The organism is Devosia sp. Z6_126 (genome assembly GCF_058133495.1).
Map to the genome: position 1 here is coordinate 691,676 of NZ_JBYUNO010000003.1, position 12,541 is coordinate 704,216.

Here is a 12,541-nt window from a genome sequence, read left to right on the forward strand (position 1 = left end):
TGAGGGCGGCTGTTAGCCGCCCTCCCCCTTGATCTTGAGCTTGTCCACGAGCTTGCCGATGCGCCCGCGCCCATAGGCTACGCCGTGGTAGACCGCCAGCGCCGCGCGACCCCAACCCACATAAAGCCGGGGCTGCCCGGTCTGCTTTGCCAGCCAGGCCATGCGGTGGCTCCAGGCACTGATACCAAAACGCATGATGTAGATGAGCTTGCGCCGCGGCGCGATACCATGCCGCTTTGGTGCGACCCGCTTTTTGGGCCGAATGCCCAGTTTGGGCCAGCTCAGCCGATATGCGAGCCCCTCGCGCCGCTGGCGGAACCCCGCAGCCTGCGTTTGCACCACAAACTCGTGGTCGACCGGCTGCAGATCCAGCCGCCCTTCGCTGATGGCGTTCTGCACCAGACCATGCACCAGCGGCGAGCGCACGATCACCACATTGGTGCCGCGCCCGTCCGATGAATAGGGCTCCACCCAGGCGTCGCCAAAGGCGATGTCGGCGGTTTCCGCCACCACGTCGTCGCAATAATTGCAGGCCGAGTTCATGAAGAAACCCGAGCCCCAATCGCCATCCACCAGATGCCACCAGTCCTGCGTGCGGGCGCTGCCATCGCGCTGCGTCAGCTGTGCCGTGTACCAGTTGGCGGGCCGGTCAGGGTTCTTGAGCCGGTACTCGACTTTTTGCACCTCGCTCCACTCCGCGCCCATCTGCCAGGCAAAGCTTTCGATCATCCGGGCGCTTTTCATGTGGCCGCAAAACAGCCCCAGCACGAAAACGATGCGCTCCTTGAGGACAGGATCTTCCTCGCGCAGGAGATTTACCGCCTTGATGAAACAGGGGATGCCCACCACCGCATAGCGTCCGGGCACGGCGCGAATTTGTGCGATGACCCCGGCCATATCCACGGGGTAATAGCGCGACTTGGCGCCGCCCCGCAGTTGGTCAAGATCACGCGAGATGCGATAGCGGAAAAAGCCGTTGCCGGTTTCGGGCAGCTCGGGCGCGACATGGGCAACGCCGTCCACCAAGCCCTGGCGCAGCAACTCCGCCGCAACCCAGCTGACCATTCCGCCCGAACTGCCTTCGGCCCGAAAATCGGGCTCGGCTACGGCGCCAACATAAGCCGCCTCATAGCGCCCGATGCGCGGATCGCTGAGAGGCGCCTCGGCAAAACGCTCCAGCGCCAACTGATCCTCGTTGCGCGCCAGCGGCGAAAACGGACAGGTGCGCGAGAACGCCTCGGTGGCCTCGCCCATGAAACTAGCCGGACCGATGGGCTTTTTCTGCCCATAGGCATCCCAATCCATCGCCGCCGCACCGTTATTCGCCTGCGCGACGCAACTGCCGCAACCGATGCACAGCCCCGCGCGCACAATGGCGTCAGGACTGACCAGTTTGGGCTCCGCCCGCTTGGGCGCCGGATCAAGCAAGGACATGGTCGAGATAGCCGTTGGAATGGACACGCAAGGCTTCGATCCGCGCTGCCACCATGGGGTCGAGAGCTTCTCCCAGGATGGCAGCATATTGCTCAGCCGACGTCTCGGCACTGGCGAGGTGCCGTTCGGCCCCCACCGTCGCCATGAGATCCCGGACCTTGTTGGAGCGGTAATCGGACAGCGCGGCGGCAAATGGCTTGTTGTTCAGGAGCGCGAACACGCAGCCATGGAAGAAATTGGTGGCGACTGCGCTGGCCCCAGCAATGAAGCGCGCGAACTCCTCGGGACCCGCTTCGATCCAGCTTTCGTCGGCCCAGTCATTGCGATAGCCAATGCTGACGAGCCGGAGCCCCTTGTCCTCCGCGAACCGGCGCACGCCCTCCCGGAACCATCCGGACAATCCATGACCATAAACCGCCAGATAAGGCGCCTCAGCCACAAGCGGCTCCGCCGTTGGCGGGAATTGCAGGCAAGGATCGAGCACCAGGGTTGGCTCGAACCCCAAGGCTTCGCTGACGAGGCGATGAGAATTGGCGTCACGCACCGCGATGGCATCGAACTGCCGCAACTTGTCCGCCCAAGCCGGATCAAGGCCATCGCCAGCGGGGTAATTGCCAAAACTGGCGGCGTAAGACGCTAGTTTTCCCGCGCGCAGCCCATCGCCATAAAACAGGGGCACCGCGCCGTACCAGGGGTGACGCAGGTTCCAGACTTCATCGCTGCCGACAAGGATCAGGTCGAAGATTTCCATGGTTTCGGCCGCATCGAGGGCAAAGCGCTGCGACAGCGGCAGCGTGTCAAAGGCGGCAAAGAACTTGCCCATCTTCTCGCGATAGCGCGGATAATCTTCGGCCGAGGTCTTGATCGGCAGGAGCGGCTGCAGTGCGCAGCGCCACTCCAGGCGATTGACCCGGGCGGATTCATGTTCAAGCAACACGGCGTCGAGGCCGCGCGCGCGAAGACCTTCCACCAGTTGCCGCGCCTGCCAGTATGAGCCGTAATTGATACACCGATGAAAGGTGAGAACGCCGATCCTTTGCGGTGCAACCATGCTTAGACGATACCTGAAACAATAAAGAACGCTGCCTTAAGAACACGAGGGACCGTGCGAAGGCAATGGTGCCCCCTCTCAGCCGGCGTCGAACTCGTCATCGACCGGGTGGCGTTTTCAACGCTAGCCTGCCCCAGCCTCAAGGTTGGACAGAACCATCACGAGGACGAAGCCAAGTCCGATCGCAATAGCGGCCGACTGCTGGAACTGGTGGCTTTCCGCTTCGGGCAGCAAACTACCGATGGTCAGATAAAACATAGCGCCCGCACCCAAGCCGAGAAGGCTGCCCAGAACGGGTTCGGGTAGGCCTTTGAGCAGGAACCAGCCGACCATTGCCGAAACAAACAGCGAAACGCCGATCAGGCTGGTCCACAGCAAGGTCTTGCGGGCGGCGCCTTCCTCTCCTGAAGCGGCATCAATGGCCCCGAGGCTCAGGCCCTCGCTGATATTGTCGAGAACGATGGCCAGTCCTACGATCAGTGCCACCCGCAGATCCGCAGCGGCGCTGACCCCGATCGCCAAACCCTCGATCAGCTCTTCGGAACTCGTGGCTGCCCCGATGACGGTCACCTTGCGTGCCCCCTTGTTGTGGCGCTTCTGCTTGGCGTCAACTGCCGGCTTCTGGTCTGCCTCAGGCCCCGCCAAGGCACCGTGGTTCACCAAAAGGTCCAGCCCGTAGACCAAGGCGAATCCCACGGCAAAACAGACCGCAACCAAGGCCAACGGCGCCCGCTCCAGAGCGCTCGGTACCAGTTCGAAGGCAAAAGTGCCCAGCAGCACGCCCGCGGCCAAGCCTACGGCCAGGCTCAGGAAAAGCGATGACGTGCGGATGCGCGTGGCGATGAAACCGCCGAGTGGTGAGGCAAGGCCCGCCACCAAAGCCACGCCGAGTACAGGAAGCAAGCCGTCCATGATGTTCCTAAAGGTTCAGCGCTGCCAGGCTTTCGGCTGAGACCGCCGGCGCGATCTGCTCAAAAGTGCATTGGCGTGGCGCCTTGTCCGGACGCCAACGATGCAGCCGCGTGCCATGCCGGAACCGGCCGGCGGTAACGTGATCGTACAACACCTCGACCACGAGTTCGGGTTTGAGCGGCACCCATTGGGTCGAGCGCTCGGTGCTCCAGCGGCTGGGGCCGCCTGGGGCGTCGCCGGTAAAGCCCTCGCCGCCAGCAAGCGCCTCTACCCGCGCGGTGATTTCGGCACGGTCGCGCGAAGCGATGCCCGAGGTGAAGCCCACATGATCGAGCAAGCCTTGCTCGTTATAGAGCCCGAGCAGCAGGGAGCCGACCTCGTGATTATTGCTCCCATAGCGAAAGCCACCAACAACGCAATCGGCGGTCCGGATGCGCTTGATCTTGAGCATCGCCCTCGTACCGCTCTGATAGGGTTCGTTACTGGGCTTGGCGATGACCCCGTCGATTGCCGCGCCGGTGTGCTCCAGCCAGCCTTCTGCAACGCTTCGATCTTGGGTACGCGGAGACAAGCGCAGTCGCGCGGCTTCCGGGGCATCTGCCAACAGGGCTTCCAGTTTGTGCCGCCGCTCTGACAAAGGAGCGTCGATCAGGCTGGCGCCATTTTCGTCAGCCAGCAGGTCAAAGGCCACGAGCAGGGCTGGGGTTTCCGCCGCAAGCTTGCGCACGCGACTTTCCGCGGGATGCAGCCGCATCTGCAGGGCATCAAAGGACAAGCTGCCATCGGTGGAAATCACCAGTTCGCCATCGAGCACGAACTGCTCGGCAGGAACCTCCGCGAGCGCAGCGAGCATTTCCGGGAAGTACCGGCCCAAAGGCTTGCCCGACTTGGCGAAGAGCGCGACCTCACCCCCCGCCTTGACCGCAATGCAGCGAAAGCCATCCCATTTCGGCTCGAACTGCCAGCCCTCACCTTGCGGCAAGTCCTCGATGAGCTTTGCCTCCATGGGCTCGATGAAGTCGGCAGGCGGGGGTGGGGATGGTGTCGCGATCTTGTGCACTTTGGGCATGGGGAATACTCCGCTTCTTCAAGCGGACTCCCTTGCCCTTGGTTCCCACAAGCGGCATGGTCCGGCCAATTGCCGCGAAAGGATTACCTATGATGAACACCAGTGCGCTCGACGCCGTCCTCGCCCAGGTTGACCAGGGCCTCGACGCCAGCCTTGAACGGCTCAAAGCCCTGCTGCGCATCCCGTCCATCTCGACCGATCCAGCCTTTGCGCAGGATTGCCGGCGCGCCGCCGATTGGCTGGTCGCGGACCTGCAAGGCCTCGGCTTTGGGGCCGCCGCCCGTCCCACGCCTGGCCACCCGATCGTTGTCGCCCATGGTCCACAAACACCCGGGCCGCATGTGTTGTTCTATGGTCACTATGACGTGCAGCCGGTCGATCCCCTCGCGCTCTGGCACACCGACCCATTTGAGCCCGTGATCAAGGAGGGCCCCGAAGGCCGCACCATCATTGTCGGGCGCGGCGCCTCGGACGACAAGGGGCAGCTGATGACCTTCCTTGAAGCCTGCCGCGCCTGGAAGGCGGCTACCGGCAGCTTGCCCGTGCGCGTCTCCGTAATGCTGGAAGGCGAGGAAGAAAGCGGTGGCAAGAACCTGCCCGGCTTCATGCAAGCCAGTGCCCAAGAGCTGCGCGCCGACGTGGCGCTGGTGTGCGACACCGATATGTGGGACCGCCAGACGCCGTCCATCACCTCCATGCTGCGCGGCCTTGTGGGTGAGGAGATCACCGTTACCTGCGCCAACAAGGATTTGCACTCCGGCATGTTCGGCAATGCCGCGCGCAATCCCAACCAGGTCGTCGCCGATATTGTCGCCTCCCTGCGCGCTGCCGATGGCAGCGTGACGCTTGAGGGCTTTTACGACGACGTCCCCGAAATCACCCCGGAGCTGCGCGCGCAGTGGGAAGGTCTTGGCTTTGATGAGGCCGCGTTCCTGGGCAGTGTCGGCCTATCGATCCCGGCCGGGGAAGCGGGTCGCTCGGTGCTGGAAACGATCTGGTCGCGCCCGACCTGCGAGATCAATGGCATCTGGGGCGGCTATACCGGCGACGGCTTCAAGACGGTGATCCCCTCGCAGGCAAGCGCCAAAATCTCGTTCCGGCTCGTTGGCAATATGGATCCGGACAAGATCCGCGCCGCCTTCCGCCGCCATGTGGAAGCTCGGATCCCGGCCGATTGCACCGTGACCTTCAAGGAACATGGCGGCTCGCCTGCGGTAACCGTGCCCAGCGAGGGCGTTTATCTGCGTCAGGCGCTCAAGGCGCTGACGGACGAGTGGAACAAGCCGGCCGTGATCACCGGCTCGGGTGGCTCGATCCCCGTGGCCGGAGAATTCAAGTCCATTCTGGGGCTCGACACGCTGCTGATCGGCTTTGCGCATGTGGATGACGCCATCCACTCGCCCAACGAGAAATATGATCTGGAAAGCTTCCACCGCGGCATCCGCGCCTGGGTGCGGGTGCTCGCCGCCTTCGCGGACTCCGCCAAGGCCTGATGAGTATTGGACAGCTGGCAGTTCAGGCCGCCGGCTGTCCGCCCAGGAACTGCACCGCCTCGGCACCGGCCACGATGGCGCGCGCCAGGGCATCAGCCGGCTCGGCCCCCCCCAAATGGGCCGCCACAAAGCCCGCGGCAAAAGCATCGCCGGCACCCGTGGAATCGACGACCGGAACCACGGGCGCGGGTAGCGCCAGACGCAAGCCATCCTTGCCGCCCAAGGCTGCGCCGTAGCGGCCGCGCTTGATCACCACATTGCTGAAGTGATCCCCCAGCAGCCGCATCTGCGACTCAAAGCCAACCACTCCGCAAAGGGTTTCCGCCTCGGTGTCGTTGGCAAATAGCCAGTCGGCGCCACTGGTCCAGCGCAGGAACTCGGCCGGCCCAACCTCATCGAGAAAGCCGATGGACGCGGGATCGATAGCTACCTCGATGCCACGCGAGCGAGCGGTGGCGAGCAGCGCCTGCACGGCATGGCGCGGTGTTGCAGCAAAAAAGCTGTAGCCCGATACCATTACCATTCCGACACCCTCAAGCAGGCTTGGGGGCAAGTCTTCAGCACACAGATGCAGGTTTGCCCCGCGGTCGGTCAGGAAGCTGCGCTCGCCGTCTGGGTCGAGCAAGGTCACCAAGACCCCTGAGGGCAGGGATTTGTCGGCACCAAGCGCCGGGATCACTCCTAGACCGCGGAAGTAGTTCTCATACATCGGCTGGTCCGCAACCCCCACGCGGGCAGCAAACAGCACTTCTGTCCCCATGGAACCCAGCCACACGGCCTGGTTGGCGCCCGAACCGCCGGGGCGGCTGCGAATAGTGGCGCGGCGGTCCGAGCCTTGCACGACAGGGCCTTCAGGCTGGACGATGACGTCCGTCATCACGTCCCCGATCACCAAGACCCGGCTCATGCGCGATGCAGCGTCGGCTTGGGCGATGCGCGCTCGGCCAGTGCCACGGCAATCTGGGCGGCAACGGCGGCGTTGTTTTTCACCAGCTCGATATTGGCCTCGAGCGACTTGCCCCCGGTAAGCTCGAACACCCGCTTCAGGAGGAACGGAGTGAGGGCCTTGCGGCTGACGCCTTCCCGCTCGGCACCGGCGATGGCCTCGGCGATGCGGGCTTCAATGGCTACAGGGTCAAGGGCTGCAGCTTCCGGGATGGGATTGGCGATCAGCACGCCGCCGAGCCCGAGATCGGCCTGCATGGCGATGACGCGGGCCAGTTCGGCAACGTCGTCAAAGCGGTGATCCACCTTGTGGCCGCTTTGGCGGGCCCAGAAGGCAGGAAAGTCATCGGTGCGGTAGCCCAGGACCGGCACCCCATTGGTTTCGAGCACTTCGAGGGTCTTGCCAATATCAAGGATCGACTTGGCGCCGGCACAAACAACGGCAACTGGCGTGCGGCTCAGTTCCTCGAGATCTGCCGAGATATCAAAGGTTTCCCCCGCGCCCCTATGCACCCCGCCGATGCCGCCGGTGGCAAACACGGAAATGCCAGCGAGCGCGGCGATCTGCATTGTGGTGGCTACGGTGGTGCCGGCCATCACGCTCTTGACGAGGAGCGAGGAAACATCGCGTCGCGAGGCCTTGGCGGCAGTGGCGCCTTCCTGGGCGAGGCGCTCAAGGTCTTCCCCGCTCACCCCCACGCAGAACCGGCCATCCATGATGGCGATGGTGGCCGGGGTGGCGCCGTGTTCGCGCACAACGGCTTCCACCTGCTGGGCCATGGCCAGGTTTTGTGGATAGGGCATGCCATGGGTGATGATGGTGGACTCCAGCGCCACCACGGGTTGGCCGGCTGCGAGGGCTTTTTTGATGCCGCTGCTGACTGAAAGATAGGCTCTGCCGTCCATGGGAAATCGTTCCGCTGCCAGAATAAAGGCGCTTTTGCGCCAGTGTGCGCGGCGGCTTGTGCGCCTTGTCGACGCAGGGCGTCAAGTGGGTCTGCGTGTGGCGCCATTTTCCCTTGTCGCCCCCGGCATTTGGCTCTAGTTTGGCAGCAATTCCAGCGTTGAAAGGGCACTTCGCTGTACACGGTTTGGGTTGATCGCGCCGTCTGCGCGGACCGATATGCTCCCGGCTTTGGGCTCACGGCAGCAGTTTGTTTCAGCGTTCCAGCGCGCTTGTTCGCCATGCCGGCAGGGGCTCTTGCCTCGCCGGCGCCACAAAGATGAACGCCCTCTGAACATTTGTTCAGGCGGCCAGTTCGCCTCCCTTTTCTATCTCTATTTCCATCTCACAGGAGCTCCATCACATGAACAAGTCGCTCGCACTTGCCCTCGGCACGCTCATGGTCGCGGCACCCGTCCTCGCCCAGGAAGAGCCCGTGCTCAATGTCTATAACTGGTCGGACTATATCGCCGAGGACACCATCGCCAATTTCGAGGCGGAAACCGGCATCAAGGTCAATTACGACGTCTACGACACCAACGAGATCGTCGATGCCAAGCTTTTGGCCGGCTCGTCGGGCTATGACATCGTGGTGCCGAGCGGCAACTTCCTGCAGCGCCAGATCCAGGCCGGCCTGCTGCGCGAGCTCGACAAGTCGCAGCTGACCAATCTGGGCAATCTAGATCCCGCAGTGATGGCAACCGCTGCCGACTTCGACCCGGACAATGCCCATGCCGTGCCCTATATGATCAACACGATCGGACTAGGCTACAATACCGCCAAGGTCGCCGAGGCGCTGGGCGCCGATACACCGATCGACAGCTGGGATCTCCTGTTCAAGCCCGAGAACGCGGAAAAGCTCGCGAGCTGCGGCATTGCCGTACTCGACAGCCCTTCGGAAGTGGTGGGAATTGCCCTTCATTATCTCGGGCTCGATCCCAATTCGGAAAGCGAAGAAGACTTGGCCAAGGCCGAGGAACTGCTGACCGCAATCAAGCCTTCGATCCGCTACTTCAACTCGTCCCAGTATATCGATGACCTCGGCAATGGCGAAATCTGCCTGGCGCTGGGTTATTCGGGCGACGTATTCATTGCTGCCGATGCGGCAGAAGAAGCCGGCCAGGGCGTGGAGGTGGGCTACCTCATTCCCAAGGAAGGCGCGGGCACGCTGATCGACTTCATGGCCATTCCCGTGGATGCGCCCCATCCCGAAAACGCCCACAAGTTCATCAACTACATCCTCGAGCCCGAGGTCGTGGCCGCGATCACCGATTACGTGTTCTATGCCAACCCCAACCTGCCCGCGACCGAGTTCGTGTCCGACGAGGTCAAGAACAATCCTGGCATCTACCCGCCAGCCGAAACCGTCGCCAAGGCCTTTGCCCTGACCGCGCATAGCCCCGAGTTCGAAGAGCTCTTGACCCGCACCTGGACCCGCATCAAAACCGGCCAGTAACAATTCCCACCCATCGGGGGGCGGCCGCAGCGCCGCCCCTTCTGACTTTTCGAGTGCGCCATGGCCAAGAAACCCCAGATCGCCGCCGATACCCGACCCTGGCGCGACCCGGCAGCCAAACCTTTTGTGCGCATCAAGGACGTGACCAAGCGCTTCGGCGATGTGTACGCGGTCAACGAGGTTTCGCTCGACATTTTTCAGGGTGAGCTGTTCTGCCTTCTCGGCGGATCGGGATCGGGCAAATCCACCCTGCTGCGCATGCTGGCCGGTTTCGAGCAGCCCACCAGCGGCACGATCGAGATCGATGGGCAGGACATGACCGAGGTGGCCCCCTATAACCGCCCCGTCAACATGATGTTCCAGAGCTATGCGCTGTTTCCCCATATGAGCGTGGAACAGAACATCGCTTTTGGCCTCAAGCGCGATCACCTGCCCAAGAACGAGATTGCCGACCGGGTCGAGGAACTGCTCAGCCTCGTCAAGCTGCAGGACTATGGCAAGCGCCGGCCGCACCAGCTGTCGGGCGGCCAGCGCCAGCGCGTGGCTCTCGCCCGTTCGCTGGCCAAGCGACCCAAGCTGCTGCTGCTCGACGAGCCCCTGGGCGCACTCGACAAGAAGCTGCGCGAGGAAACCCAGTTCGAGCTGGTCAAGATCCAGGAATCGCTCGGCGTCACCTTCATCGTCGTCACGCACGACCAGGAGGAAGCGATGACGCTGGCCACCCGGATCGGGGTGATGAACTATGGCGAGATCGCCATGATCGGCGAGCCGACTGATATCTATGAATTCCCCAATTCGCGCTTCGTGGCCGGCTTTATCGGCTCGGTCAACATGGCCGAAGGCGTGGTGATCGACGACGAGCCCGACCATGTGCGCATTCGCTCGGCCGAGCTCGGTTGCGACATCTATGTGAGCCATGGCGTCGACTGCGCGCCCGACCAGATCCTGTGGTGGGCCGTGCGTCCCGAAAAGATCAGCCTTTCGCGCGAACAGCCCGAGGATGAGCACGACGCCAATGTTACCAAGGGCATGGTGGAAGAAATCGGCTATCTGGGGGACATGACGGTCTACCAGATCCTGCTCGCCAGCGGCAAGCGCCTGCGGGTGACGCAAACCAATACGGTGCGCGGCAATCCCGACGCGATCACCTGGGACGAGGAAGTGTATTGCGCCTGGGGTGGCAATGCCGGCTCGGTGCTGACGGTATGATGGCCAACCCAGCCACAGCGGGGGTCGGTTCGATTGCGGCATTTGGCCAGCCGCCGAGCTTGGCGATGAGCCGGAACCCACACCCCGTCCTTCCCCTCAAGGGGGAGGGTGTGGATCGGGGCCTCCGGTCATCAGTGACCCACAAGCTGACCCCCTCCCCGGCCCTCCCCTCAAGGGGGAGGGAGGGCAAAGCAACTGCATCGTGGCCCGGAACGGTCGAGGGCGGAGTTATCCATGTCCAGTTTTGACATCGACAATCCCGCGCCGCGCCGGCGGACCTGGACCATGGTGGAGCGGGGGCTCGCCGCGGTTGGGATTTCTGGCAAGATGCTGGTGATCGCGGCACCTGCGATCTGGCTGACCGTGTTCTTCCTTGTGCCGCTGGTTGTGGTCTTCGGCATTTCGCTGTCGATCAAGCAGTTCGGCCGCCCGCCCTATTCCGACCTCATCACCTTTGATGAGGAAGGCACGGTGCAGCTGACGCTGCACCTGACCAATTACCTGCGCCTGTTCACCGACAATCTTTATGTCGCCGCGTATCTCAGCTCGATCCGCATTGCCTTTATCTCGACGATCATCACGCTCCTGATCGGCTACCCCATGGCCTATGCCATTGCCCGGGCGCCTGATCGCTGGCGCAATATCCTCTTGATGCTGGTGATCCTGCCGTTCTGGACCTCGTTCCTGCTGCGCGTTTATGCGCTGACCGGCTTCATGCGTGGCAATGGTGTGATCAACCAGTTCCTCGGGCTGTTCGGCATCGAGCCGCTGGTGATGATGCAGACCGATTTCGCCGTTTATGTCGGCATTGTCTATACCTACCTGCCCTTCATGATCCTGCCGCTCTACACCAATCTGGTGAAGCTGGACGGCGCCTTGCTGGAGGCTTCGGCCGACCTCGGCGCGCGGCCCTGGCGCACTTTCCTGTCGGTGACCATGCCGCTTTCCATGCCCGGCATCATTGCCGGCTCCATGCTGGTGTTCATTCCCGCTATTGGCGAGTTCGTGATCCCCTCGCTGCTGGGCGGACCCTCGACCCTGATGATCGGGCGCGTGTTGTGGGACGAGTTCTTTGCCAACACCAACTGGCCCCGGGCCGCGGCGGTGGCTGTTGCGATGCTGGTGGTTGTGGTGATCCCGATCATGCTGCTGCAAAAGGCGCAAGACGCCGTGGTGGAGAAGTAAGATGCGGCGAGGCTGGTTTTTGCCCATCGCAGCGGCGCTGGGTTTCGTATTTCTCTACGCGCCCATCATTTCGCTGGTGGTGTTCTCGTTCAACGAATCCCGGCTGGTGACGGTCTGGTCGGGCTTTTCCTTCAAATGGTATGGCGAGCTGTTCCGCGATCCGCAGATGCTGGGTGCCGCGTGGCTGAGCCTGCAGATCGCCGCCGTCAGCGCCACCATTGCCTTGTTCCTCGGCACGCTCTGCGCCGTTGCGCTGGTGCGGTTCCGACGCTTCAGGGGCCGCACCGTGCTCGCGGGCACGGTTTCGGCGCCGCTGGTGATGCCCGACGTAATCACGGGCCTCGCATTGCTGCTCTTGTTCGTGGCCATGGAAGGCACGCTTGGCTGGCCGGCGGGCCGGGGCATGCTCACCATCATCATCGCCCATTCCGTGTTCTGCATGGCCTATGTGACGGTGGTGGTGCAATCGCGCCTGTCCGACCTCGATCTCAGCCTCGAGGAAGCGGCGATGGACCTGGGCGCGACGCCCGTACGGGTGTTTTTCGACATCACCCTGCCCATCATCGCCCCTGCCCTGGTTTCGGGCTGGCTGCTGGGCTTTACCCTGTCGCTCGATGATCTGGTGATCGCGAGCTTCGTGTCCGGCCCGGGCTCGTCCACCCTGCCCATGGTGATCTTTTCCAAGGTGCGACTGGGCGTGTCGCCCGATGTCAATGCGCTCGCGACCATCATCATCGGCATCGTGGCGTTGGGTGTGCTGGGCGCAACGCTGTTCCAGCTACGCTCACGCCCACATGCGTCAAGCCGTTAAGTTCTCGTTCAGCAAGCCGTGATTGGACAAACC

The 12,541-nt window shown here is 63.0% G+C and carries 11 protein-coding genes; 5 read left to right on the top strand and 6 right to left on the bottom strand.

The window, feature by feature from the left end; all coding sequences use genetic code 11:
• Window positions 1-12: 12 nt before the first annotated feature.
• The 4 genes from AC3YOG_RS15530 to AC3YOG_RS15545 all read right to left on the bottom strand — a co-directional run bounded on the left by AC3YOG_RS15530 (window position 13) and on the right by AC3YOG_RS15545 (window position 4,466).
• Window positions 13-1,434, bottom strand: coding sequence for a Coenzyme F420 hydrogenase/dehydrogenase, beta subunit C-terminal domain (locus tag AC3YOG_RS15530; RefSeq protein ID WP_489935923.1), 1,422 nt, complete (start codon window positions 1,432-1,434; stop codon window positions 13-15).
• A complete protein-coding gene (locus tag AC3YOG_RS15535) occupies window positions 1,421-2,485 on the bottom strand; it encodes a polysaccharide pyruvyl transferase family protein (protein ID WP_489935727.1) in 1,065 nt (354 codons plus the stop codon). Before AC3YOG_RS15535 ends, AC3YOG_RS15530 begins: the two co-directional genes overlap by 14 nt.
• A gap of 123 nt (window positions 2,486-2,608) precedes the next feature.
• A complete protein-coding gene (locus AC3YOG_RS15540) occupies window positions 2,609-3,400 on the bottom strand; it encodes a ZIP family metal transporter (protein ID WP_489935924.1) in 792 nt (263 codons plus the stop codon).
• 4 nt (window positions 3,401-3,404) lie between these two features.
• Entirely contained in the window at window positions 3,405-4,466 is a 1,062-nt protein-coding gene (locus AC3YOG_RS15545) for an ATP-dependent DNA ligase (protein ID WP_489935728.1), read from the bottom strand.
• A gap of 92 nt (window positions 4,467-4,558) precedes the next feature.
• Between AC3YOG_RS15545 and AC3YOG_RS15550 the strand changes: the two genes are divergently transcribed.
• A complete protein-coding gene (locus AC3YOG_RS15550) occupies window positions 4,559-5,959 on the top strand; it encodes a M20/M25/M40 family metallo-hydrolase (protein WP_489935729.1) in 1,401 nt (466 codons plus the stop codon).
• Between the two features lie 22 nt (window positions 5,960-5,981).
• Here the strand turns inward: AC3YOG_RS15550 and AC3YOG_RS15555 are convergent, their stop codons facing one another.
• The gene (locus AC3YOG_RS15555; RefSeq protein ID WP_172124454.1) at window positions 5,982-6,866 is read right to left on the bottom strand and encodes a carbohydrate kinase family protein; all 885 of its coding nucleotides are present in this window, start codon (window positions 6,864-6,866) and stop codon (window positions 5,982-5,984) included.
• The gene (locus AC3YOG_RS15560) at window positions 6,863-7,810 is read right to left on the bottom strand and encodes a pseudouridine-5'-phosphate glycosidase (protein ID WP_489935730.1); all 948 of its coding nucleotides are present in this window, start codon (window positions 7,808-7,810) and stop codon (window positions 6,863-6,865) included. The genes AC3YOG_RS15555 and AC3YOG_RS15560 overlap by 4 nt, the downstream gene beginning before the upstream one ends.
• 401 nt (window positions 7,811-8,211) lie before the next feature.
• Here AC3YOG_RS15560 and AC3YOG_RS15565 point away from each other — a divergent pair, with 401 nt between their 5' ends.
• From AC3YOG_RS15565 to AC3YOG_RS15580, 4 genes are all read left to right on the top strand, one after another.
• Window positions 8,212-9,303, top strand: coding sequence for a polyamine ABC transporter substrate-binding protein (locus AC3YOG_RS15565; RefSeq protein WP_489935731.1), 1,092 nt, complete (start codon window positions 8,212-8,214; stop codon window positions 9,301-9,303).
• A gap of 60 nt (window positions 9,304-9,363) precedes the next feature.
• Window positions 9,364-10,512 carry an ABC transporter ATP-binding protein gene (locus AC3YOG_RS15570; RefSeq protein WP_489935732.1) on the top strand — a complete coding sequence of 383 codons (1,149 nt, stop codon included), beginning with the start codon at window positions 9,364-9,366 and terminating at the stop codon, window positions 10,510-10,512.
• Window positions 10,513-10,746: 234 nt separating this feature from the next.
• Window positions 10,747-11,697 (top strand): ABC transporter permease subunit, encoded by a 951-nt coding sequence (locus AC3YOG_RS15575; protein ID WP_127754174.1) that lies wholly within the window; start codon window positions 10,747-10,749, stop codon window positions 11,695-11,697.
• Window position 11,698: 1 nt separating this feature from the next.
• Window positions 11,699-12,508, top strand: a complete 810-nt coding sequence (locus tag AC3YOG_RS15580) for an ABC transporter permease subunit (protein ID WP_172124460.1) — start codon at window positions 11,699-11,701, stop codon at window positions 12,506-12,508.
• Window positions 12,509-12,541: the final 33 nt, after the last annotated feature.